Annotated in this window: 27 protein-coding genes and 2 pseudogenes; 10 read left to right on the forward strand and 19 right to left on the reverse strand. The window is 35.7% G+C overall.

Annotated elements, in window-relative coordinates; translation table 11 throughout:
* Positions 1–59: 59 nt before the first annotated feature.
* Entirely contained in the window at positions 60–1,088 is a 1,029-nt protein-coding gene (locus tag BkAM31D_RS11650) for a CotS family spore coat protein (protein WP_066149274.1), read from the reverse strand.
* Between the two features lie 219 nt (positions 1,089–1,307).
* Between BkAM31D_RS11650 and BkAM31D_RS11655 the strand changes: the two genes are divergently transcribed.
* Together BkAM31D_RS11655 and BkAM31D_RS11660 are read left to right on the forward strand one after the other, a co-directional pair.
* On the forward strand, positions 1,308–1,718 hold the full coding sequence (locus tag BkAM31D_RS11655) for a VWA-like domain-containing protein (RefSeq protein WP_066149276.1): 411 nt from the start codon (positions 1,308–1,310) through the stop codon (positions 1,716–1,718).
* A 268-nt stretch (positions 1,719–1,986) separates the two neighbouring features.
* Positions 1,987–2,487, forward strand: coding sequence for a cupin domain-containing protein (locus tag BkAM31D_RS11660; RefSeq protein WP_066149277.1), 501 nt, complete (start codon positions 1,987–1,989; stop codon positions 2,485–2,487).
* A 319-nt stretch (positions 2,488–2,806) separates the two neighbouring features.
* Here the strand turns inward: BkAM31D_RS11660 and BkAM31D_RS11665 are convergent, their stop codons facing one another.
* Complete coding sequence (locus BkAM31D_RS11665) at positions 2,807–3,613, reverse strand: ABC transporter ATP-binding protein (protein WP_066149279.1); 807 nt, start codon at positions 3,611–3,613, stop codon at positions 2,807–2,809.
* Between the two features lie 170 nt (positions 3,614–3,783).
* On the opposite strand from BkAM31D_RS11665, the gene BkAM31D_RS11670 reads away from it, so the two are divergent.
* Positions 3,784–4,365 carry an LOG family protein gene (locus tag BkAM31D_RS11670; RefSeq protein ID WP_066149281.1) on the forward strand — a complete coding sequence of 194 codons (582 nt, stop codon included), beginning with the start codon at positions 3,784–3,786 and terminating at the stop codon, positions 4,363–4,365.
* A 26-nt stretch (positions 4,366–4,391) separates the two neighbouring features.
* Here the strand turns inward: BkAM31D_RS11670 and BkAM31D_RS24325 are convergent, their stop codons facing one another.
* The 7 genes and pseudogenes from BkAM31D_RS24325 to BkAM31D_RS11695 all read right to left on the reverse strand — a co-directional run bounded on the left by BkAM31D_RS24325 (position 4,392) and on the right by BkAM31D_RS11695 (position 9,205).
* Complete coding sequence (locus BkAM31D_RS24325) at positions 4,392–5,210, reverse strand: penicillin-binding transpeptidase domain-containing protein (RefSeq protein ID WP_257391563.1); 819 nt, start codon at positions 5,208–5,210, stop codon at positions 4,392–4,394.
* Positions 5,207–5,560, reverse strand: a complete 354-nt coding sequence (locus BkAM31D_RS24330) for a penicillin-binding transpeptidase domain-containing protein (RefSeq protein ID WP_503487637.1) — start codon at positions 5,558–5,560, stop codon at positions 5,207–5,209. The genes BkAM31D_RS24325 and BkAM31D_RS24330 overlap by 4 nt, the downstream gene beginning before the upstream one ends.
* Positions 5,561–5,629: 69 nt before the next feature.
* Positions 5,630–6,498, reverse strand: a pseudogene (locus BkAM31D_RS24335) (peptidoglycan D,D-transpeptidase FtsI family protein); the annotation flags it as partial.
* Positions 6,499–6,936: 438 nt separating this feature from the next.
* Positions 6,937–7,143, reverse strand: a complete 207-nt coding sequence (locus BkAM31D_RS11680) for a hypothetical protein (protein WP_085449794.1) — start codon at positions 7,141–7,143, stop codon at positions 6,937–6,939.
* Between the two features lie 73 nt (positions 7,144–7,216).
* Positions 7,217–7,606 (reverse strand): thiol-disulfide oxidoreductase DCC family protein, encoded by a 390-nt coding sequence (locus BkAM31D_RS11685; protein WP_066149283.1) that lies wholly within the window; start codon positions 7,604–7,606, stop codon positions 7,217–7,219.
* Between the two features lie 154 nt (positions 7,607–7,760).
* Positions 7,761–8,402, reverse strand: a complete 642-nt coding sequence (locus BkAM31D_RS11690; RefSeq protein WP_066149285.1) for an MOSC domain-containing protein — start codon at positions 8,400–8,402, stop codon at positions 7,761–7,763.
* Positions 8,403–8,449: 47 nt separating this feature from the next.
* Complete coding sequence (locus BkAM31D_RS11695; protein ID WP_066149288.1) at positions 8,450–9,205, reverse strand: exodeoxyribonuclease III; 756 nt, start codon at positions 9,203–9,205, stop codon at positions 8,450–8,452.
* Between the two features lie 225 nt (positions 9,206–9,430).
* Between BkAM31D_RS11695 and BkAM31D_RS11700 the strand changes: the two genes are divergently transcribed.
* The 4 genes and pseudogenes from BkAM31D_RS11700 to BkAM31D_RS11710 all read left to right on the forward strand — a co-directional run bounded on the left by BkAM31D_RS11700 (position 9,431) and on the right by BkAM31D_RS11710 (position 11,765).
* Positions 9,431–10,294 (forward strand): dimethylarginine dimethylaminohydrolase family protein, encoded by an 864-nt coding sequence (locus BkAM31D_RS11700; RefSeq protein WP_066149290.1) that lies wholly within the window; start codon positions 9,431–9,433, stop codon positions 10,292–10,294.
* 239 nt (positions 10,295–10,533) lie between these two features.
* Positions 10,534–10,863 (forward strand): annotated as a pseudogene (locus BkAM31D_RS24340) (MBL fold metallo-hydrolase); the annotation flags it as partial.
* Between the two features lie 74 nt (positions 10,864–10,937).
* A complete protein-coding gene (locus tag BkAM31D_RS24970) occupies positions 10,938–11,285 on the forward strand; it encodes an MBL fold metallo-hydrolase (protein ID WP_503487638.1) in 348 nt (115 codons plus the stop codon).
* 300 nt (positions 11,286–11,585) lie between these two features.
* Positions 11,586–11,765, forward strand: coding sequence for a hypothetical protein (locus BkAM31D_RS11710; RefSeq protein ID WP_066149294.1), 180 nt, complete (start codon positions 11,586–11,588; stop codon positions 11,763–11,765).
* 57 nt (positions 11,766–11,822) lie between these two features.
* On the opposite strand, the gene BkAM31D_RS24350 is transcribed toward BkAM31D_RS11710, so the two are convergent.
* Positions 11,823–12,359, reverse strand: a complete 537-nt coding sequence (locus tag BkAM31D_RS24350; protein ID WP_257391564.1) for a hypothetical protein — start codon at positions 12,357–12,359, stop codon at positions 11,823–11,825.
* Positions 12,323–12,694: a metal-dependent hydrolase gene (locus BkAM31D_RS24355; protein ID WP_257391565.1), complete on the reverse strand. Its 372-nt coding sequence runs from the start codon at positions 12,692–12,694 to the stop codon at positions 12,323–12,325. Before BkAM31D_RS24355 ends, BkAM31D_RS24350 begins: the two co-directional genes overlap by 37 nt.
* Positions 12,695–12,854: 160 nt before the next feature.
* Between BkAM31D_RS24355 and BkAM31D_RS11720 the strand changes: the two genes are divergently transcribed.
* Complete coding sequence (locus BkAM31D_RS11720) at positions 12,855–14,225, forward strand: amino acid permease (protein ID WP_066149298.1); 1,371 nt, start codon at positions 12,855–12,857, stop codon at positions 14,223–14,225.
* Here BkAM31D_RS11720 and BkAM31D_RS11725 read toward each other — a convergent pair.
* The 6 genes from BkAM31D_RS11725 to BkAM31D_RS11750 all read right to left on the reverse strand — a co-directional run bounded on the left by BkAM31D_RS11725 (position 14,212) and on the right by BkAM31D_RS11750 (position 19,161).
* Positions 14,212–14,838, reverse strand: coding sequence for a LysE family transporter (locus BkAM31D_RS11725; RefSeq protein WP_066149300.1), 627 nt, complete (start codon positions 14,836–14,838; stop codon positions 14,212–14,214). The genes BkAM31D_RS11720 and BkAM31D_RS11725 overlap by 14 nt on opposite strands.
* Before the next feature lie 151 nt (positions 14,839–14,989).
* Positions 14,990–15,097, reverse strand: coding sequence for a YjcZ family sporulation protein (locus BkAM31D_RS11730; protein ID WP_084371945.1), 108 nt, complete (start codon positions 15,095–15,097; stop codon positions 14,990–14,992).
* A 209-nt stretch (positions 15,098–15,306) separates the two neighbouring features.
* On the reverse strand, positions 15,307–15,600 hold the full coding sequence (locus BkAM31D_RS11735) for a hypothetical protein (protein WP_066149302.1): 294 nt from the start codon (positions 15,598–15,600) through the stop codon (positions 15,307–15,309).
* A gap of 205 nt (positions 15,601–15,805) precedes the next feature.
* Positions 15,806–17,593 (reverse strand): oligoendopeptidase F, encoded by a 1,788-nt coding sequence (gene pepF, locus BkAM31D_RS11740; protein WP_066149304.1) that lies wholly within the window; start codon positions 17,591–17,593, stop codon positions 15,806–15,808.
* A 147-nt stretch (positions 17,594–17,740) separates the two neighbouring features.
* Positions 17,741–18,634 (reverse strand): hypothetical protein, encoded by an 894-nt coding sequence (locus BkAM31D_RS11745; RefSeq protein WP_066149306.1) that lies wholly within the window; start codon positions 18,632–18,634, stop codon positions 17,741–17,743.
* Positions 18,631–19,161, reverse strand: coding sequence for an RNA polymerase sigma factor (locus BkAM31D_RS11750; RefSeq protein WP_066149308.1), 531 nt, complete (start codon positions 19,159–19,161; stop codon positions 18,631–18,633). Before BkAM31D_RS11750 ends, BkAM31D_RS11745 begins: the two co-directional genes overlap by 4 nt.
* 523 nt (positions 19,162–19,684) lie before the next feature.
* Between BkAM31D_RS11750 and adh the strand changes: the two genes are divergently transcribed.
* Complete coding sequence (gene adh / locus BkAM31D_RS11755) at positions 19,685–21,202, forward strand: aldehyde dehydrogenase (RefSeq protein WP_066149310.1); 1,518 nt, start codon at positions 19,685–19,687, stop codon at positions 21,200–21,202.
* An 80-nt stretch (positions 21,203–21,282) separates the two neighbouring features.
* The gene (locus BkAM31D_RS11760) at positions 21,283–21,651 is read left to right on the forward strand and encodes a DUF779 domain-containing protein (RefSeq protein ID WP_066149312.1); all 369 of its coding nucleotides are present in this window, start codon (positions 21,283–21,285) and stop codon (positions 21,649–21,651) included.
* A gap of 41 nt (positions 21,652–21,692) precedes the next feature.
* Here BkAM31D_RS11760 and BkAM31D_RS23560 read toward each other — a convergent pair whose 3' ends face one another.
* Positions 21,693–21,860, reverse strand: coding sequence for a serine protease (locus BkAM31D_RS23560; RefSeq protein WP_157076728.1), 168 nt, complete (start codon positions 21,858–21,860; stop codon positions 21,693–21,695).
* 24 nt (positions 21,861–21,884) lie between these two features.
* Positions 21,885–23,666 (reverse strand): phosphomethylpyrimidine synthase ThiC, encoded by a 1,782-nt coding sequence (gene thiC, locus BkAM31D_RS11765; protein ID WP_066149314.1) that lies wholly within the window; start codon positions 23,664–23,666, stop codon positions 21,885–21,887.
* Between the last annotated feature and the right edge of the window lie 40 nt (positions 23,667–23,706).

Here is a 23,706-nt window from a genome sequence, read left to right on the forward strand (position 1 = left end):
ATCACTCCGAGTTCTTTTACTTGAAATTTGAATTTTCACTCTAACTTTATCCTCTACTATTATAGACCATTGTTCTCGTCAAGATGGTCCTGAAATAACCTTATTATGTGTTCCTTACTAGTTTCCAATTTAATTGTATCGATTAAACGTTGCAAGTGCTTTTCTTCAGACCATTCCTTTGTCTCTTTACCATAGTATTTTGATATTTGCCCGTAAAATAAATGAGGGAAAAGCAAATCAGCAAGTACTACCTCATATTGCTCTTTAGATAAAGGATTAACTTTTTGATAATGCATCATCATTTCAATCATAAGATCTAAATTCCACTCTTCTTGCTTTTTCATTACTTTGTTTAAAATTTTCCTAATGTCTCTTGCCGGTAGATCAATGGTTAATGAATCCATATCAAAAACGTGCAAATTTCCTTCATCGTCAAGCATCAAATTGCCTGCAGCAAAATCTTGATGACACAACATTTTCATCCTCTTTGTTCTTTCATTCCAGTCTACATAATAAGACTCATCCAAAATATCGATGGCCTTTTCACATTGGGTAAGAAAAAAATCGACATGATTTAAGAACTGTTGATCAAACTCATTATGAGAAGAAGCATGGGATCGTTCGACCTTCCAGCTTTTCATTAATTGGTGACGTCGGATGAATTCATCTCTCCAACCTCCTAAAAGAATCGATGGTTCTGAATGAATCGGGATATTAATACCTGTAGAAGCTTTATGAAACGTTGCTAAGCCCAATACGATTTTCTGTAATTGTTTCCTTTTTTGATAGCTTGGTTTCTTCCCTGTAATCGCTTCAAACAAAACAAAGTATTGTTCGTCTAATCTAACATAACTTCTACCCTTTTTCGTTTTTATGACTTGAGGGGTACGAACTCCATTATTCTTCATAAATTGAATCGCATGCGTCATAAATCTTAGTCTACCTTCTCTTATTGGGACTTTTTTCAAAATGAATTTCTTAGAACCAGCAAGAATTAACCAAACTGCTTTTTTACCTTTATCCGATAACAGTGATACTTTTTTGACGTTAAGCGGGTACTCTTTCATAACCAACTTAGCTACATCCATAAAGAAACCTCCTTTTATTAATATGGTATGAAACGATTTAAAAGTTGCTAGCCAATCCTATTGTTCTAACCGCCCTCATCTCGTCCATATTTTTATTATGTAAACTAATAAAAGGCAATTGATTGTTCGTTAACAGCAATAAAAAAATTGAATGAAAAGTTGTTATAACAAATCATGATAAAGGAATAATAATGTCGTTACCAAGGGAGGATGAACTAAATGAATTGGCAAAGGGAACTTTTAAAGATTATGCAGAAGAACAAGGAAAAAAAAGTAGCATTAGCAATTGATACTTCTAACGATCAGACAGATAAGGCGTCGATTAACAATATTCGTCTATTTATTAAAGAGCTTAATCCAGAAGCTACTGTAATACAGGCCGATTTCAAAATTAGAGATATTTCTAACGTGAAAGAAAACAAGCCACTAACATACTATAAGCATGGGAAATCTTCGTATACCGAGGTGCTCGAATGGGCAAACGAAAAAGAAATTGATACGTTATTATATATAACTGATTTAACAGGTTATATATATGAAGAGTTGACGTTGAATTCATTAATATACTGGCTCGTACTCGATAAGTTTAAACCTAAAGCTCCATTTGGAAAGGTATTAAACATTACTTAGTTAATACATACTTGAAATTGACGACTTCAAGGATACATCAAAGCCGCTTAGAAGGAACCTAGGTGGCTTATCGTTATGAAAGATGAATGAACTAAAGACTCTAAAAAACTCAAATCCCTTGTGACAATAGTTATTCAAGAATTCAACCTTAAAGAAGAGTTTCTTTTCTCTTTTTATATTAGACAAAAATAATTGATTGTTGCAGCTTATTCTGATTAACTGTAGAAAGAACGATCACTCATACATAAACTGAAAGGAGATTATTCGATTGAATCAAAACGACGCAAATTATTGGATTTCACACCTAGGGCTAGAACCTCATCCTGAAGGAGGTTTTTTTAAGCGTTCATTTGAATCAACTGAAGAGCTGAATGAACAGTCACGAAAGCTGTATACTAGTATTTACTTTTTACTGCGAGCTGGTGATGTGTCTCATTTTCACCGTTTACAATCCGATGAATTATGGTACTTCCATGCTGGTAGTTCAATGTCTGTCCACATCATTCATCAAGATGGACGATATGAGGAAGCTAAATTAGGTTTGAATATAGATAAAGGTGAGGTTCCGCAAGTATTAGTTCCAAAACATTCTATCTTTGGTTCATCACTTGCTGAGGATAAATCATTCTCATTAGTAGGATGTATGGTCGCACCAGGATTTGTATACGAGGATTTTGAATTATTTACTCAACAACAGCTTCTCGAGGAATATCCACAACACGAAGAAATCATTTCTAAATTGGCTTATAAAACGATACCGAAATTTTAATAATTACTAGCAATATTCTATCTATTATTTAAACATTCTTCACCTTTAGCATAATAGGCATTCATGCAAGGTGAAGAATTGTTTTGTGATCATTCCGTACTTTTATCCATAACTAAAAAGTAAGATTGATAGGATAATTATTCCTATCAATAATAAATAACATAAACAAAGAACGATAACCCAATTATTATTTATAAATGAAAGTAATTTTTTCATCAACAACACCTAATATATAGATATTCATGATAACATTGTTGACTAGTTCATAAATATTTATTCTATATAACCAGTAATTAAAGACATTAGCTATCCTACTTCTTCAACTACAATCCTTTTTAATGGTCACCCACGCTCGCTCATCTTGCCATTTAACTGTAATAGGAAGTCGGAATGTCTTTTCCAAATTTTCTTTGGTTAACGTTTTATGCTTTTCTCCTTGAGCAACGACTTCCCCATCATTAACTAATAGGACGTGAGAAATTGTTGGTATTACTTCCTCAATATGGTGGGTGACATATAAAAGTGTTGGTCCTCCCTCTACCATCGATAAACGTTCAATCGTCTCCAGTAATTGTTCCCTTGAATATAAATCAAGTCCGTTACAAGGTTCGTCTAGTATAAGTAGTTTCGGTTGAGCCATTAATGCGCGAGCTATGACGACTCTTCTCTTTTCACCTTGAGACAGTTTAAGAAATGAATGGTTCGCTAGGTGCTCTATTCGTAATTCTTTTAATAAATGTCTCGCTCTTGTACAATCTTCATCCGTTACTTGTTCGAAAAGACCAATGGAAGCATACTTTCCACTAATCACCACATCTAGAGCACTGTCACTCCCTCTAGCGGTGTAACGTTCATCAACAGAACTACTTACCCAACCTATAGATTTGCGTAATTCTGGAATATTCGTTTGTCCAAACTTTTGTCCTAAAACATGAACCTCCCCTTTTGAACACCATTGATAACCTATAAGTAGATTCAAAATGGATGTCTTTCCTGATCCATTTAAACCTAAAATAACCCAATGTTGACCTTTAATAACTTGCCAATTAATTTGGTTTAAAATCATTCTACCTTCTCGTTTCCATACAACATCTTTTAAAGCAACTACTTCTGACTGTCTAGTCATATTTCTACCTCCTAAGTTGTCTTATTCATAATTTCGACTTAAATCAACTACTCCCTCCTTTTTCATCAAATAACTTCAACCCTCTGAGAGTTCTTTGAAATACAGAATTTACAAATAATAAACTTTCGATTATTGTTAAGATACAATTCAAAACTAGGTGGGATATCGTGATGTTTTCAAATATTTGCGTTTTTTGTGGATCAAGCTTTGGTCGTCATCAAAGCTATATTGATGCTGTGACAAAGTTTGGCCAAGAATTAGCGAAAAACAAAATAAACCTCGTATATGGAGGTGGAAACGCTGGTCTAATGGGGGAATTAGCGAGATACGTCCTCAGTCGTCAAGGTGAAGTAGTTGGCGTAATCCCTAAGAAGATCTATGAAAATGTAGACCATATACAATTAACTGATCTAATCATTGTAGAGGATATGCATCAAAGGAAAGCCAAAATGTATGAATTAGCAGATGGCTTTGTTGCTCTTCCAGGTGGAATTGGTACAATTGAAGAACTTGCTGAAGCACTTACTTGGCAACAAATCGGTTATCACAGTAAACCTATAGGGATATTAAATACAAATCAATATTATAATAAATTACTTTCACTTTTAGAACATATGGTTGACGAAGGGTTCATAAAGCAAGAATTTCTGAATAGTTTAATAATATCTGAAGACCCAGAAGACCTCTTATTAAAAATGAAGCACTACAAACCTAACTATATAAATAAATGGGAACAACAAAATAAGAGCTAAGCCGAATATCTCTCGGCTCAGCTCTATTAATGCGCTGAAGCTGGTTCCTCTGTATAAACAGGGCCAAAACGCTCATTTTTCATGTCAAAATACGTATCTAGTGCCTTTCTTGATATCTTTTGCGCCATTCCTTGTACGCCTCCATGGCGTTCTAAACGAACATTTGGTACTACAACAGCAAATGCAATTTCTGGGTTATGATAAGGCGCATAGCCAACAAGTGTCTGTGTATTACCATCAATACTTCGTCGATTGTCACCTTCGCCAACCGTAACTTTCACCTGAGCTGTTCCCGTCTTACCTGCCGGTTGATAAGAAGCATCTGAAAAGCGTGCTCGGGCTGTTCCTCTTGTCATTACACTACGTAAGCCTTCTTGCACTCTTTTAATATGAGCGTCACTCATTTCAATTCGGTTCAACACTTTTGGCTCGAACTTTTGAATAACAGCTCCGTTCTCTCCAGGATTAATTGATGGCTCACGAATTTCTCTAACAAGGCGCGGTTCCATTCGATACCCATCATTTGCAATTGTTGCAATGTATTGAGCCAACTGCAACGTCGTATAAGTATCATATTGACCAATCATTAAATCAAGCAGGTTTCCCCCTATTGTTGATCCTCCGGCAAGACCTGATGTGTATGAAGGTAAATCAATTCCAGTTTCTGAGCCTAACCCGAACTGATGAAAGCTACTCCGGACTTCTTGGTACGCATGATCAATAGAGTCTAAACTCCAGCCACATCTAGTATTAGGAGCTGTATATGTACAATTAGCCATTCTCATTCCAATTTCGAACATATAAACGTTTGAAGATTGCTCTAAAGCATACCGGTCATCAATCAACCAAACCCTCGAGTATTCCACGATCGCTTCACAGGTGTCCCTGGCAAATAAAGTGGACGATCATTAAAGCGAGTCCCAGGAGCAGCAACTCCAGCTTGAAAACCCGTAAGGACAGAAGCCGCTTTCACCGATGAACCCATCTCAAAGGATTTTGTTACATTTCCAATGTGATCTGCGAAACTTTCTCGTTCCCGATGAGCAGGATCATTATAACCTGCCATAGCCAATACATCACCAGTACGCGGGTCCATTAAGACCGCATAAGCGGAACGATCGAGAATAAAAGAATGCCTCCCAGCAGCTCTCATCTCTTCATCAATAATTTTTTCTAATCGTTGTTGAAGCTCCATATCAAGCGTTAGAATGAGGTCGTTTCCTCTTTGTCCAATTCGCTCATTTACCTCACGATCAACAGTTTGGGTCCCTTGTTTTAATGTAATACTTTCTACCACTGCCTTTTCTCCTCGTAGCACTTCCTCGTATTGAAGTTCAAGAAAGCTCGTACCGACTACATCAGAACGATCGTAACCACGTGATAAATAGTAATCAATCTTCTCACTAGGGATCGCATTGACAGTTCCAAGAAAGCCTTTAAATGAATCCCCATATGGGTATGTTCGACTCGACCCCTCGTAATATCAATTCCAGGTAGTCGGTCTAAATTTTCACTTATTACATGTGCTTCCTTTTCTGTGATTTGTTGTTTAATCGTTTGAGGTGTATTGGCGTATCCTCTAGTCATTTCTCGATAGATTGCTAGAATTTGAAGATGTTGATCGGATAAATCCTCTATTTGTTGATCTGTAATACGCTCAATTTCAAGTTGATACTCGTCTGTACTGCTTTCTAACTTGCTTCTTTCCTCTTTACTTACTAAATCATAACGTTCATCAATAGTCATATTCGCTAAAATATAATCTCGGCGATCGCGCGGTGTAATACGCTCAACCTTATCTTCCATATCAAGTAATGGCTCAAGATCTCTTGCAATTTCTATCATCGTTTCTGCTCTAGTTCCGTAAGAAGGATTCGTATAAGTTACAGATAATTCCAACTGATTGTCCACAACTGAATTACCAAATCTATCAAACATTACACCTCTTGGTGCATCAGATCTTGCTGTTGCTTGACTAATACTTTCAAGCTCATTAACAAATTCATCGCCTTGAACAATTTGAACAAAGCCCAATCGAAAAATCAAGCCAGAAAATAACAAGAATACAATGGAGAATAATACATTTAATCGAAATGATAAATGACTCTTTTTCTTTTGTTTTGTTGTCTGCATTTTCTCCCCCTAATAACTTTACTACCATTTCAATTTACTCAACGGAAATAACCATAACAGAACCAATTCTAACATAAATAACCAAATTAAGAGGAAGAAAGTAACTGAAGAACAGAAAGAGCGTTTCAAGAGTCGATTTGACCTTTGAAACACTCTTTCTTAGAGTCACATTAATAATATAGAAAATATTTTAATTATTTAGTCTTTATCATAGGTGCTCTAAACCTAAACATATACAAACACGTAATAAATAACGATAAATTCACGACCATTAATTTTCTAAATATAAAACTATAGCTTAATGTATACATAGCCAAATAAATAGTTCCAGACCAAAAAAGATTCCAACCATTCTTAAATTGAATTAGACGGTATTTTTTTAATACGAATTCTGTAAGCAGCGAAATGGTAATCCATTTTAGTATATAAATCATTCTACTAGTTAAATAAGTGAAACTTTTTTAATGTACTAACACCCATATTGGATGACTGCATTTCCCACAGCAGCCTCTTTCGAAATAAAAAATAATATAATGAATTAATTAAAATGACATAAATAATACTTGGATAGTACATATGTAACTTTTTAAATGTTCTTTTTTTTACATTTAAATAAAACAATCCAACTGCTATCGCAATATGCATGTTGTACCCTCACAAATATATGATATTTCTTAGGATACACATAATTGAATAAAAAATGTAAGCGAAAGACAGATTAATCAAGAAATCGTTTTTGTTCCTTCAATAAAGTAAGATCACAACTTTCCTTCTTACCAAACCATTTGTATCTATTCTTTGCGATACAATCATAGACAAAATCTCGAATTGACTTAGGAATTATGATAAATACATATAAAACCTTCCACCAGCCATTTAACTGTTTACAAATCCGCAAAGCTGCTGTTGACTTATAGTAAATTTCACTATCTTCAATAAGAACTAAGCTATTTATTTCTTTACACACATTACGTGCCTCAATAAGTTCTTTTCCTTTTGCCCCCTGTAAGGATGCGAAGGAAAACACAGCTTTGTGATCTCGGCGAATAACAAAGTTCACACTCTCATGACAAATATTACAAACCCCATCGAATAAGATAATCTTCAATAGTTGCTCAACCCTTTCCTAGTCGTAGCTAAAAATAACTTGACATATATGTAGGATTTAAGTTTGTTTTTAGTTTTTTTATATGTTACACGGAAATGCAATTCGTACGGTAAGTGAAATTATTTTGTTGCTAACTAACGTAAACAGCAGCAAATTATAAAGAACTTTTCCAAGATGAAGATAATGACTCTAATTGTCGTAATTGCTCCCTTGCCTGTAAATTTCCCTTCTCATGATAAGTTATCTTATTGATATACTTAATGCTAAAATCCGTTAATTGGTCAAGCAATTCGAAAGGGTCCTTCTTTGAAACATACCCTTCCTGCAACACTCTAACATAATAACCAGAATAACCTGTTGTTTGAATTATAAGTGGAAGTTTTTTGATTTGATGTCGTTTGGCTACTTTATAACACGGTCTTCTAGGTTGACTAACTTGAACGACCGCCTCTCCCCATTTAAAAATATCACCAATATGGCAGTTTTCTTCCGTCAATCCAGCTAATGTCACATTTTCTCCAAAAGCCCCATGCGATAATCGGATCTTGAGCTTAGATTGCCAATAAGCATAATGCTCGATTGGATAAATGCAAACCGCTTTATCGCTTCCACCATGGTTAAGTAGATCTGCTTGTTCATCACCATAAATTCCCGACTTACTAAGGAATAGAACACTTTCCTCTACTGAATGTTTATAAATAGCAGATAATACCTCTTTTTCATCAAGTTCAGCAATGTTTTTACTTTTACCAACATTTAAAGATAGAACCTTTCCCTTTCCCTTTCCCTGTTCCATAACTCTCCTCCTTTGTATATAACCTGAATGAAACACACATAAGAAACTCACAAGCTAATCTCAAGCAAAATGGGGCAATGATCACTCCCTAACCTTTCAGAATGAATTTCAGCCTTTAATAATTTATCTTCTAAGAGCTTCGAAACAAGAAAATAATCAATTCTCCAACCAATGTTTCGCTCTCTCACTTTATTCATGTATGACCACCATGTATAGGAAAGCTCCCTAGTTGGGAAAAAATAACGAAAAGTATCAATAAAGCCTGATTGCAATAAATTAGTCATTTTTTCTCTTTCTTCATTAGTGAATCCAGAATTCCCTTTATTAGATTTTGAATTTTTCAAATCCAATTCTTGATGGGCAACATTCATGTCTCCACAAATAACTACCGGCTTTTTGGCATCTAACATTAACAAATAATCACGAAAACGATCTTCCCACTCAAGACGATAGCCCAATCTTGTTAAATCTCTTTTCGCATTAGGTGTATAAACATTGACTAGAATAAAATGTTCAAACTCTAAAGTAATGACCCTTCCTTCATTATCTTCAATAAGTTCACCTAGCCCATACTGAACTGAAATAGGCTTCTGTTTGCAAAAAACTGCTGTGCCCGAATAACCTTTTTTTACAGCATCATTCCAAAATTGAAAGTAGCCATCTACTTTTAGTTGAACCTGTTCTCTTTGGCACTTAGTTTCCTGTATGCAAAAGATATCGGCGTTCACTTCTTCAAAATAATCTAAAAATCCCTTTTTTAAACAAGCTCGAATTCCATTAACATTCCATGATACAAGTTTCATCGTTTACATTCTACTCCTTTACCTTCACAACTCTTCAGCTTCATTATAATGGAATAAGTCCAGAGATGAAATCGAGACATACAAGGTACCAAGGAAAGTATTAAATCCGGATGAATAAACAACTTGCCTTCCATGAGTTTATTTAAGCAAGGGAGATCATTTATATTTCATTTAAAACAGGTAACAATAAAAGACAGTAAAAACAACAATAATGGAGGCGTTACAATGGCTCTTTTTTCTAAAGCACCGACTAAACCTTTTGCTAGAAGTGAATACGATGTACTTCGTCAAGTTATTTTATGTAAACCAGAATATATGACAATTCGTGATGTCATTAACGAAACACAAAAGAAATTCAAAAATGAAGGAATACACATTGAATTAGCAATGGCACAACATAAACAATTTGTCGAAAAACTAAAAGAACATAATGTTGAAGTCATTTTACTTCCTGCATTAAAAATGTTCCCTGAACAAGTTTTCACACGTGATATTGGATTTACAATGGGTCATATACTATTTGTCGCAGAGATGGCAAACAAATTAAGACAAGGAGAAGAAGAAGTTCTAAAAGGTTGGTTAGAACAACAAGATATATCATACTTTAATTTGCGTAGAGACCAAATTGAAGGTGGAGATGTGCTCATTGATGGACAAACAATTTACGTAGGATTGAGTGATCGGACAAACCAACAGGCGATAGACCATCTTCAAAGCATCTTACCACATTATAACGTTGTAACAGTTCCTTTTATTGAGAAGTATTTACACTTAGACTGTGTATTTAATATTATCTCACCAACAGAAGCACTATATTACCCTCATGCTTTTACGCAAAAAGAAATTGATCTATTAGCTTCACGATATGAACTAATAGAAGTTTCTGAAGAAGAACAATTTACGCTAGGAACTAATGTCCTATCCATTGGACATAAAAAAATCTTTAGCTTGCCTGTCAACCAAAAGGTTAATGATCAGTTACGATCACGTGGTTATGAAATTATTGAAGTGGATATTACTGAAATTATTAAATCTGGAGGCTCATTCCGATGTTGTACAATGCCAGTAGTAAGAGATGGGGATAAATAATACTTGAATGATCGAGGAGCTCTTACAGATGCTACCTCGGTCAGTTTTTTACATTATAGGTCCAACTGTTATTGGAAGGAGGAAAAGCAAAAGTGAGAAATCGCTATCGTAACTTAGATAATGTACAAAACCGTCTAAAACCTCTCAAATTAGTTTCATATTTTTACAATCGAAATAAAGGCAAAAATCTTAAAACGACTATCCCAGTCTGTTATCCTAATTTAGCGCATTCTTCTTCTGTGACTTACACTTGGATTGGTCATTCAACTTTTCTTATTCAAATAGGAAAGTTGAATATTCTAACGGACCCTGTTTTTGCAAACCGAATGGGATTAGAAAAGCGGTTAGTGCCAGTCGGCATCCCTGTTGTCGATTTGCCTGAGATCGATCTTGTTTTCATTTCACATGCTCACTATGATCACTTAGATTTTCCATCTATCAAACAAATCAAGGGAAACCCTCACTTTTATGTGCCTGTTGGTGTTAAGAAGCTTTTTCTCCGCCGTGGCTATCAAAACGTTACAGAGGCTAATTGGTGGGAAAGCTTTTCAAAGAAAAAATTAAGAGTACACTTTGTACCCTCACAACATTGGAGTAGAAGATCTGTTTTTGACAAAAATAGAGCTCACTGGGGGGATGGATCATTAGTAGTGAGAAGCAAACTTTTTATTTTGCAGGGGACACGGGCTATTTCAGAGGATTTAAAGAAATCGAGAAACACTTTACTATTGACGTTGCTTTTATTCCGATCGGGGATTATGAACCTGAATGGTTATCTGGCTTATCTCACATAAATCCTGAAAATGCAGTACAGGCCTTTCAAGATCTAAACGCTCAAACGTTCGTTCCAATGCACTATGGAACTTATCGATTATCTATGGATACTGGATTAGAAGCACTGGAACGACTATACAATGAATGGCAGAAAAGAAATCTGCCAATGGAACGTTTAAATGTGTTAAAGATCGGGGAAACAGCTTATATAAAGTAAAAGGACCTAAAGACATTCTTCCTAATCTCTAAATAAAAAAATTTGTAGTTTTTACTCCTATTAAACGACCAATATGACTTTAACTTCGATAAGTTATCACGTTTTTCTCGTGTGTTTAGCTTCTTCTTACTCATTTTCATTGCTTATATAACATGTATGACAGGACATTTTCATTTGTAAAACATTTTATTTTATTCTCCGCTTCTATACAAAGTTCCAATTTTGTTAATTTTACTGAACATATTCTGTCAATTGATGCATAGAATATATAGGTTTAACAAGAAAGGAGCGACCAGCAAGATGGATTTAACAGAAAAGAAGTTTTCACGCTTAAGTAAAAATGCACTCAATAAATTAGAAAAATTGCAACATCAGTATACACAAGAATTCGGCGATTTCATTTCAAAAGAAGAATTAATGGCTATAATCGTTCGATATTCCCAGGAAAGAAATAACAATCGAAACCAAAAAAAAGAGTAAATAAAGGCATTGAAAAAGGGAATTCTTTTTCAATGCCTTTTTTAATGATTTTTTCAATCAATCAAATTCAATATATTCAAAAAGGAAAGACTCGCCATTTCGATAAAAACGTGGATCATAAAGTCCTACTTTGTTATCAGTTTGTATGATAACGACAAATGGAGACCACTGCATCAATACTTTTGCTTTAGGGTTGTTATCAAATAGAAAATCTAAGTCTGCATCCTCTTCTGAGATTAGTGATTTTAATTTGCTTTTCTCTGTCCAGATGCTTGATTGATACAAGTTCACAGTGCTGTCTTTTTTAGTTATAACCGTAAATTGACCTGGAATAAAACTTGCAGATAAAGTGACTTTATCATAATCTTCTGCTGCCTCATTATAAACAACGTAACCTTGTATAGCCTGTAAGGAAATATGAAAAACAATGACTAATAAGGCCATTCTCCATACTTTAAAACGGGGGAAATGCGGCTTTACCCTAGTTACTAATAATCCTACAATCATAATGCCCCAAATGACAACATCCACAATCGGAAGGATCCCAACCGTTACTCTTATTCGTGAAAAAGGTTCAAAAATTCCAGTCCCCAAGCATTTAATGCATCTGTAGCATTATGAATAAAAACATTGATAAGAGCCAAATAAAAGATCAATAAATGACTTCGTTTCCATATTAGATAAGCAATAATATAAATAACAACAGCCCAGATAGGAACTAGAAAGAAAGAATGCGTAATGCCCCTATGCCACATTTGTTCCATGACTCTTCCGGTTTCTGTCAAATTAACAACTACATCAATATCCGGAATTTGACTTCCAACAAGTGAAGAAAATAGCAGTGCTCTTTTGGTTTGTCTATCAAAGTTTTCTTTCTTTATAGCTCCATATGTTGTTAAACCAAAAAGTGTATGAGTAATCGTATCCATAGTAGCCACCCTAAACATATTCTTAGTTCAAGCACTTGCTAAGTCAGGTTAACATATATATCTTACCTCTCTTCCTCTTTTTTTTCCAAATGATATGGTTTCTTTCTTTACATAAACGATTGAATTTGATCGAACAATACTTAATACGAGGTGATATTAGATGAAAACAAATGCCGGGGAGCAAGGTAAAAAAAAGCTAAGATGGTGGGAACTGTCATTATTAGGAATTGCCGGAACAATAGGAACAGGTTTTTTTCTCGGTTCTAGTATAGCCATTGATATGGCTGGTCCATCCGTCCTATTAGCCTTTGCTTTAGCCGCAATTGGAACTTATTTCGTTTTTGAAGCATTAGCCAAAATGACCATTAACGACCCTCAAAAAGGCTCGTTTCGCTCTTATGCAAAAAACGCATATGGAAGATGGGCAGGGTTTAGTAGTGGGTGGGTATATTGGCTGTCAGAAATGCTCATTATGGGTAGCCAAATGACAGCACTATCGATCTTTACCCGTTTTTGGTTTCCAAACATTCCACTCTGGGTATTTGCCTGTATTTATGCAGCACTTGGGATTCTTGTTATTATCGTCGGTACAAAGGGATTTGACAGAGTCGAAAATATTTTAGCGGTATTGAAAGTGGCCGCCATATTAATGTTCATTATTATTGCGATTGCTGCGATATTTGGTTTATTTGGAGAAAATACAGCAACTGTTACTACTCCAAGAACGTATGCGACTATTTTTCCTAATGGGTTAACTGGCTTGTTACCCGCTTTTATTTATGGTTTCTACGGATTTGCAGGAATCGAGATCATGGGTTTATTAGCAATACGATTAAAGGATATGAAGGATGCTCCAAAATCTGGTAAAGTTATGTTAACGATTTTAGCTATCATTTACATAGCTTCAGTAGGTTTAGCGTTATTAATGGTATCTTCTGATGGCTTTTCAACAGAACAAAGTCCGTTTGTCACTGCTTTAAGAGCGTACCAAATACCATACGTAAACCACTTTTTTAATGCCGTTTTTATTATCGCCGGATTCTCAACGATGGTCGCATCATTGTTTGCAGTAATTCGTATTTTAGTTACATTAGCTGAAGACCGAGATGCTCCAGCTATGTTTTCAAAACGAGTTGGAAAAAACATCGCCTTACCTGCAATTGCACTTACTGCAGCTGGTATGCTCGTTTCAATAATTTTGGCAATTGTTATCCCAGGGAGGCTCTATGAATATGTAACGACAGCTGCAGGTATTATGTTACTATATAACTGGCTATTTATTTTAGGTTCGTATGGTCGCTTATTAGACCTTTCAACAAAGGATAAAATTAAAAGAGTTTTTGGATTTATCTTCATAATGTTGGCAGTAGTTGGCACCATTTTCCATACAACAAGCCGTCCGGGTTTTTATATAAGTCTGATTTTCATTGTAATCATTGCCATCGTAACACTTATTATGCGCCATTTTTGGAAAAAGACTGAAGGAGACAAGCCTCCTGAAAACCCGTCTTTATTTACTAAATTAGAATAAGTAGAGCTTGAATTCCGAAATAGACACCAAAGCCAATTAAAGAGAACCCTGAAAAAATTGAAATCATAGTCAACAATCGATTTGTTAAGTACTTACGCATCGTACTTGCTAGTGCAGCCATCGTTATATCCCAAACAGTGATTCCGATAAAGATGGCTGCACTATACATAATGACTTGGCTCGTTCCATAGGTAGTAACTGTTTTTGCTAGGATTGAACCAAATATACCCAGCCAAAAAAGAATTGTTAATGGATTAAATAACGACATAAAAAAACCAGAAAAAAACGACTTCATTTCGGAATCCTTTGTCGTACTTCTACTATCAACTGATATTCGACCAGCTCCAGATATACTTTCAATTCCTGTGTACACTAGTACAAAAAAACCAAAAGCCCATAAAAACGTTTGAATAATAGGAACCTCAATAAATTGTACAACCCCTATAAAAACAAATAACATGTAAATCGCATCTGCTACTGTTGCCCCAAGCCCTACTAACCAAGCATGCAAAAATCCGCTCTTAATGCCTCGATCAAGTTGGGCAGCATTAACAGGTCCTATTGGAGCTGCTAAACTTAACCCTAAAAAAATGTAACCTAAAAATACACTCATACAACCATCCTCCAATGTATGTAATTCGGACAACCTTCCCGCTTGTACATTCTATGAAGGACCATTGGTGCTTACTACCGAAAGATTCAATTCATAACAAAAAATAAGTAGCTGGCCCTAAACAGAGCCAGCTACTTTCCTTTTTTACTTATTAATAACCGTAGCCGCCTGCCCAGCTAGCACCGATAATGATTAATAAGATGAATAGAACTACTAGTAACGCAAAACCGCCACCGTACCCAGTTCCTGCATGTGTCATGAATAATCATCTCCTTTTGTTTTCTGTTGATCTTACAATCTTATCGTATGTTCGTTTTTGAAATTCGTTTGGGCTCTTTCTGAATTTCACTCATTTTTTTTAAACATTTACCTATAACCACTTTAATTTTAGTTTCTTCTTATTCGTATTAAAGGAGAAAGGCCATATTTTAGCACATTCAGGAGCTAAAATATGACCTTAAAAAAATATCACTCTTTTTGCTGTTTCTCTTCTTCTAACTCAACTTTTTTTCCTCCAACTGCTAAATACGAAAATACTTCTAGATCAGGTTTTAACTTTTTTAAACCTTGTAAATAAGGATGAACAAGGTCTTTAAAATCTTCATAAACTCCTTCTTCTTGTAACTGTCCGTAAACATACATTTTTTTCTTTTCTGAATCCATTAAAAAAGCTATGTATCCGACAGGCTTATTTTCGTCTGTCACAATATTTAACACTTGGGCATCTTCTTTCAAGAATTCAGGAGAAAAATAAATTTGCACTTTTGGTACCTCCTAATGATTCAGTTACCTACCTTGTTGATCTTCTCATTAATGCGAATACACTCCTATTTAATAAGATGTGATGAAGGAGAAAAATCATACATTAAACGTGCAAATTAGTGTATTTTACATAAATAAGGATGACACGAAAAACCTTTGGCCATTCGGACACCCTTTTTTATAGTTATCGATCTATAACCTTCTATTATAATTTTGAAAACTCATCGACTAACTCTCCAAAAATCGTTAATGCATTTTGAATTGGTTCAGGCTTTGTTAGGTCGACACCTGTTTCTTTTAATAACTCTAATGGATAATCTGAGCTCCCACTCTTTAAGAATTTCAAATATTTTTCACGAGTTTCTTCTTTGCCTTCAAGTAATTGATCCGCAATATGAATGGCTGAAGCATACCCTGTCGCATACTTGTACACATAAAATGGACGATAAAAATGCGGAATTCTAGACCAACCATATTTCACTTCATCATCAAATACTAACTCATCTCCATTAAATTCTCTGAAGATTTGTTCATACACTTCGTTAAAAACCTCCGCATTTAATGGTTCTCCTTTCTCTGCCTTTTCATGAGTAACCTTTTCAAATTCGGAGAACATTACTTGAGTAAACATCGTACCTCTAAAGCTATCAATAAAGTGGTTTAACAAGTGTTTCTTCTTTTTGTCATCTTCCGTATGAGTTAATAAATACCGAATCAGTAAGATTTCATTAACGGTTGAGGCAACTTCAGCGACAAAGATTGAATAACCAGCTGAAATTTGTGGCTGATGTTTTGATGAGTACCATGAATGCATCGCATGTCCACATTCATGTACGAGTGTAAATAAACTGTCTAAGTCATCTTGATGATTCAATAAGACGAAAGGATGAACTCCGTAAAGGCCTAAATTATAGGCACCTGAGCGCTTACCTGGGGTTTCCCTCACATCAAAATAACGCTTTTGTTTGAAACTACGCAACGTTTCAACATACTCCTCCCCTAAAGGAGCTAAACTTTGTAACATTAAATCATAGGCTTCATCGAATGTTATTTCTTCCTTTACACCTTTCACTAAAGGAACATTTAAATCATACTGCCTTAAGTCAGGTAAACCGAGGATTTCCTTGCGTATCTTTGCATAACGGTGCAGCGGTTCGATATTCGCTTTTGTAGCTGTAATTAGGTTATCATATACCTCTTTCGGAACTAAATCTGAGAACAATGATTTTTCTAATGCAGTTGGATAATGTCGTACTTTTGACAAAGTAACATTGTTTTTAATAGCTGCAGAAAGCGTCGAAGCGATTGTATTATTAAGTTGAACATATGGCTTATAATAAGCTTTGTATGCTTCCCTTCGCACGCTCCGGTCTTCATCTTCTATGAGCTTTGAGTACATCCCTCGTGTTAATTCGACCTTCTCACCATTTTTTTTTGACACTTCACCGAATTTAATATCAGCATTGTTAATCATGCCAAATGTATTGCTAGGTGCTGAGAATGACTCTCCTAATTCCGATAATAACTCTTCTTTTTCTTTTGAAAGTACATGTTTTTTATATCGATAAGCCTCATACAAATCTTCTTCAAAATACTTCAAACCTTCTACATCTTTAATATAGTTCTTTAATGTGCTTTCTTCTAGACTTAACAAGAAAGGAGTAAAGAAGGAAGTGGCAGAACTCAGTTTAACTCCGAGTGTTTGCGCCCGTGCTTGTAATGCTTGTGCCTTTGTGTCCCTTGTATCAATATCAACTTGTAACATAGTATACACATACACTTTCTTATATGTATAACTAGTTTCTTCACTTAACGATAGATAATCGAATAAAGATTTAGCATTATTAATATTGCCGTCAAATTCTTTTAACTTCTTTATTTGACCTTCTAAAGACTGTAAATCCTTCTCCCATTCAGAAACATCTGAATATATATCAGATAAATCCCATTTTTCCTCTAACGGTACATCGTCTCTTGATTTATATGCTGTCATGTCACCAAACTCCCTTCAAACTATGGTAGGTTACACCTTATATGGTATATTTTACTACATTCTGCAATAAGAACAAAAGAAAGAGAGGGAATTCAATGTGATTTCCCTCTCTTGTATAGTCTTTAGTAACAAGACTACGGCTTCTATTCAGTCATTATACAGCCAATTAAATTGTTCAAAGATAATTTGAAGATTCCTCCCAAATCCTTCTGAAAACTCGATATACTCAGACCCTGGAGCAAATGAACTTGTCTTAAAGAAAAAATATCTTTCTCCTTGTTCAATGGACACAACATGTTCGTTTATCCCATCTTTCGCAAACTGAAATTCTTCAATTATTTGTCCCTTAATCATATTGAGATTCGTAAGGTAATTTGATGATGTAACTTCTACATATCCTTGCTCTTCCATCATTTCTTTGTATGCATTTATTTTGTTTGTATAAGTAGTCTCACGTTGGATCTCAAAAATCTCAAAAACAATCGGTGCTATTTTGCCATTATCATTATGAAAATACCATTGTAGTGCTCGACCGTAGTTTGTTGTCATCTCTTCAATTTGTAATCGCTCATCATACCTTGTTGAAAAGCCAAACTGTTGATCCTCTATCTGCTTCACTTGAATCGTTTCTTCAAATCCTTCTTCATTTGTAATGTCAAGTCGCGTGCTCTCTTCCTCCGTGAATACTTTTAGAGATTCATTCAAAGGTTCATCCATATCTTCGGCAGCGATCTCAACTTCTTCCTCATTAACTGTAGCCATTTCGGTTTGATTATTTTCAATCCCTTGCTCTGGACTCGATTCGAGTTGAAGAGCAGAATCACGTTGGCTCAATTGGCTTAGACCAAGTACATATCCAATACCAATCATCAGGACTATTAATGCAGCTACTTGCCATCTTTGATCAAATCTAGCCCATTTGCGCTTTTTCTTTTTCTTTTTAATATTTGCCATTATCGTAGCAGAGGAAGTTTGTGTCGGTATTTGCTCATACGCTCTGTTTAGTTTATTCATTGCATCGTCGAAATTTCTATTATTCATAGTTGTTCACCTACTTTTTCATACTCTGCTTTTAACTTCTGTTTTGCTCTTAAAATTCTTGTTTTTATCGCTCCTTCAGAAACCCCAAGAACTTTAGCAATTTCTTGATAATTTTGTCCATGGAAAAAATGCAAGACTATTGGAATCTTATATTTGTCTTCTAATTGGTGAATCATTTGATGAAGTTCTTGAGCTTCTTCATCAAAATGATCGCTAATAAACGTTTGTTGAGTAGCGTATTTCTGAAATTCCACTGTTTTCCTTTGCATTTGTTTCTCTTTCCGATAAAAATCTCTAATCACATTTAGAGTAATAGAGTATAGCCACGTCGTAAATTTACCACGATTATGCTTATGAATAAATCGATAAACCTTCAAGAAAACTTCTTGAGTGACATCTTCAATGTGGCTTGGCGATACCCCTATTTGAAAAGCAAACTTTTCTACAGTCTTCAGATGCCGTTCGATTAATTGCCCAAAGGCATCATCATCCCCTTTTTTCGCCCGTTCAATTAGTTGTTCTTCCATCGTTGTTAACCTCCGAGTTCAATCTCACTATCTTTGTTTATAAAACGTCATTCATGAAGAAAAGGTTACAAAAAGAGAAAAGAAAAAGAACTTTTATATGAGGCTGGGACATAACGAACGTACTAGAAAAAACGAACCATGAAAACCTTAGCGAAATATATTTCCTGAGCAGCTGCCATGCTATTACGTTCCAATTTTTCATTAATAAAACCTTTTATCCCTGCCTCAACTAAATACACTTTAAACATCTCCACGAGGCATTATGATTGAGAAATATAAACAAATTTACTATTCGTTCGTACTTCCTTATCCTATATAAGACAGAACTCTTCTTTCATTCTCCTTCTAGTAAATCATAACGGCTACCTCTCTATTATACTTAACAACAGTTAATAACAAGATTATTATTCATTTTAATATATTAGGTTATATTCTAGTAACTTCCTTAATAAGATCTCTTGTAAGCGTTCATCATTTCAATTGGGAAGATGATTCTCTTCCCTATCTTTAAGGAGGAAAGTAAATGATTTATAGCCAACCAGGTTCTGAAAATGCAAAGGTGAAGTTTCAAAAGAGATACGAGAACTATATTAATAATGAATGGACTGCGCCTGTAAAAGGTCAGTACTTTGAAAATATAACCCCAGTTTCAGGCGAAGTATTTTGTGAAGTTGCTCGGTCAAGTTCAGAAGATATTGAATTGGCGTTAGATGCGGCTCATAATGCAAAGGAATCATGGGGAAAGACTTCAGCCACTCAACGAGCCAATATTCTAAATAAAATTGCCGATCGTATTGAAGAAAATCTTGAAATGTTAGCAGTCGCTGAAACATGGGATAATGGGAAAGCAATCCGCGAAACATTAAATGCCGATATCCCTTTAGCCGTTGACCATTTTCGCTATTTTGCTGGTGTCATTCGTGCACAAGAAGGTCACTTAAGCCAAATTGATGATGATACAGTAGCCTATCACTTTAATGAGCCACTTGGTGTAGTTGGACAAATCATCCCTTGGAACTTCCCTATATTAATGGCAGTGTGGAAATTAGCTCCAGCATTAGCAGCCGGAAACTGCGTTGTTCTTAAACCAGCTGAACAAACTCCAGCTTCGGTTATGGTACTAATAGAGTTAATTGGAGATCTTCTGCCACCTGGAGTCGTTAATATCGTTAATGGATTTGGAGTTGAAGCAGGAAAACCATTAGCTACTAGCTCTCGTATTGCAAAAGTTGCCTTCACCGGTGAGACAACAACAGGGCGCCTAATTATGCAATACGCTTCACAAAACATTATTCCAGTCACTCTTGAACTTGGAGGGAAGTCACCGAATATCTTCTTCAAAGATGTGATGGAAAGAGATGATGACTTCTTAAATAAAGCAATTGAAGGTTTTGTTCTTTTCGCCTTAAATCAGGGCGAAGTATGTACATGCCCATCCCGGGCGTTAATTCATGAAGAGATTTACGACGAATTCATTGAAAGAGCACTTGAAAGAGTGAAAGAAATAAAAACAGGTAATCCATTAGATGTTTCAACAATGATGGGGGCTCAAGCTTCAAATGAGCAAATGGAAAAAATCTTATCTTATTTAAATATTGGTAAACAAGAAGGTGCTGATTGTTTAATTGGAGGTGCAAGAAATACAATTGAAGGTTTTGAAAACGGGTATTACATTCAACCGACCGTTTTTAAAGGGCATAATAAAATGCGTATTTTCCAAGAGGAAATCTTCGGACCAGTTGTTTCCGTTACAACATTTAAGAATGAGGAGGAAGCATTGTCTATAGCAAACGATACTTTATATGGATTAGGAGCAGGTGTGTGGACGAGAAACATTAATAATGCTTATCGTTTTGGACGTAATATTGAAGCTGGACGTGTTTGGACAAATTGTTACCATGCGTACCCTGCACATGCTGCATTTGGTGGATACAAAGCTTCAGGGATTGGGCGAGAAAATCACAAAATGATGCTTTCTCATTATCAACAAACCAAAAACATACTAGTTAGCTATAGTTCTGATGCTTTAGGATTCTTCTAATCACACCACATCTACTAGTGACAAGTATGCTTGCTACTTCTTTATGCAAGCATACTTATTCTACTATGAGGAGGAATACCATGGTTCAAAAAGTGATTGCAACACAAGCCGCCATAGATTTCATTGAATTTTTAAAAGAAAAACACGGCTCTCTCATGTTTCATCAATCAGGTGGGTGTTGTGATGGTAGTTCCCCAATGTGCTATGTTGAAAACGAAATTTTGATCGGCAACAGCGATACATTGCTCGGTGTAATAGCCGGTTGTAAATTTTATATAAGTTCAGCTCAATACGAATATTGGAAACATACCCAGTTAATAATAGATGTAGTAGCTGGACGCGGAGGTATGTTCTCTTTAGAAGGGCCGGAAGGGAAACGATTTTTAACACGTTCTAGAATTTTCACTGCTGAGGAACGGGCCCAATTAGAAATCCCACGAAAGTTATAGAACTTTTGTGGGATTTACCTTTTTATCACAGTCAAACTAGATTAATAATAGAGTGACTCCGTTTTTTGACACTTCAAACACGTTTTATAATAGTCAACTTTTACGTAATCATGTTGGCAATCATTTTGAACTTCATGTAACAGAGCTTCCCAATAAGTTAAATCTCCTTTTAGACTGTTAATTTTCTCAACGATCTCTCTTATCTGCATCAATTACAGCCTCCCATTTACCGTCTACTGATAAATTGTACCACCTGTTTGCTTAAATTGATCCGCTTTCTCTTTTAGCCCTTTTTCAATTGCTTCATGAGTTTCTAGCTTGTGATCTTTTGCATACTTGCGAATGTCATGAGAGATACGCATACTGCAAAATTTCGGTCCACACATTGAACAAAAGTGAGCAGTTTTCGCTCCTTCTGCCGGTAACGTTTCATCGTGGTATTCAATTGCTCGCTCGGGATCTAAAGCTAAATGAAACTGATCCTTCCAACGAAATTCAAAACGTGCTTTCGACAGTGCATCATCGCGTACTTGCGCTCCAGGATGCCCCTTTGCAAGATCTGCTGCGTGTGCAGCAATTTTATACGTAATTACTCCTTCTCGTACGTCATCACGGTTTGGTAATCCTAAATGCTCTTTCGGAGTCACATAACAGAGCATTGCTGTACCAAACCATCCAATCATCGCAGCCCCTATTGCTGAGGTAATGTGATCATAACCAGGAGCGATATCTGTTGTTAGTGGACCTAGCGTGTAAAATGGAGCTTCTTGACAAACTTCTAATTGCTTATCCATATTTTCCTTTATTAAATGCATTGGTACATGCCCTGGTCCTTCTACCATGACTTGAACATCATGTTCCCATGCCTTTTTTGTTAATTCTCCAAGTGTTTCTAATTCCGCAAATTGGGCTTCGTCGTTTGCATCTGCAATAGAGCCAGGTCTCAAACCGTCACCTAAAGAAAAAGCAATGTCATAGGTTTTCATAATTTCGCATATCTCATTGAAATGAGTATATAAAAAGTTTTCTTCATGATGATACAAGCACCATTGAGCCATGATTGATCCACCCCGTGACACAATCCCAGTCAAACGTTTAGCTGTTAATGGTACGTATCTAAGCAAGACTCCTGCATGAATTGTAAAGTAATCAACCCCTTGTTCGGCCTGTTCAATTAATGTATCACGGTACACTTCCCACGATAAGTCTTCAGCGATTCCATTTACTTTCTCCAGTGCTTGGTATAAAGGAACTGTACCTACCGGGACAGCTGAGTTCCGTATAATCCACTCTCTTGTTGTATGGATATGTTTACCTGTCGACAAATCCATGATCGTATCTGCTCCCCACCGTGTGGCCCAGGTCATTTTTTCGACTTCTTCCTCAATCGAAGATGAAACAGCTGAATTACCTATATTCGCATTTATTTTCACATGAAAATTACGTCCAATGATCATTGGCTCCGTTTCTGGATGATTTATATTGGCAGGAATAATTGCTCTTCCTCTTGCAACTTCTTCCCGTACAAAGTTTGGATCAACATTTTCACGTATTGCAATGAATTCCATTTCTGGTGTAATAACACCTTTCTTTGCATAATGAAGCTGTGTTACATTTTTTCCCTTTTTAGCTCTAAGCGGTTTACGGCTTCCTTGAAAGGTTTGTTTGTTGTCTCGATGATCATTACCCTTTTTTAAACCATTGTCCTCAGGCTTAATTTCCCGCCCTTTATAACTCTCCACATCTTCACGTTCTGTAATCCATTTTTGTCGAAGCGCAGGTAACCCTTTTTTAATATCTACATTATAATTCGAATCTGTATAAGGGCCACTTGTGTCATAAATACGGACAGGTGGATTTTCTTCTTCACCTACTGTACCACTTGTAGGACTTAGTTCAATCTCTCGCATTGGCACTTGAATATCAGACCTAGAACCTTTCACATATACTTTTTTACTACCAGAAAAGCTAGACATAATTGAAATGTTTTTGTCGTTTAAAGATGGGGTTAACATAGCAATCTCTCCTTTTAAATAAAATTTTACAAGGACGAGA

The sequence above is a fragment of the Halalkalibacter krulwichiae genome, from assembly GCF_002109385.1.
Lineage (GTDB): Bacteria > Bacillota > Bacilli > Bacillales > Bacillaceae_D > Halalkalibacter > Halalkalibacter krulwichiae.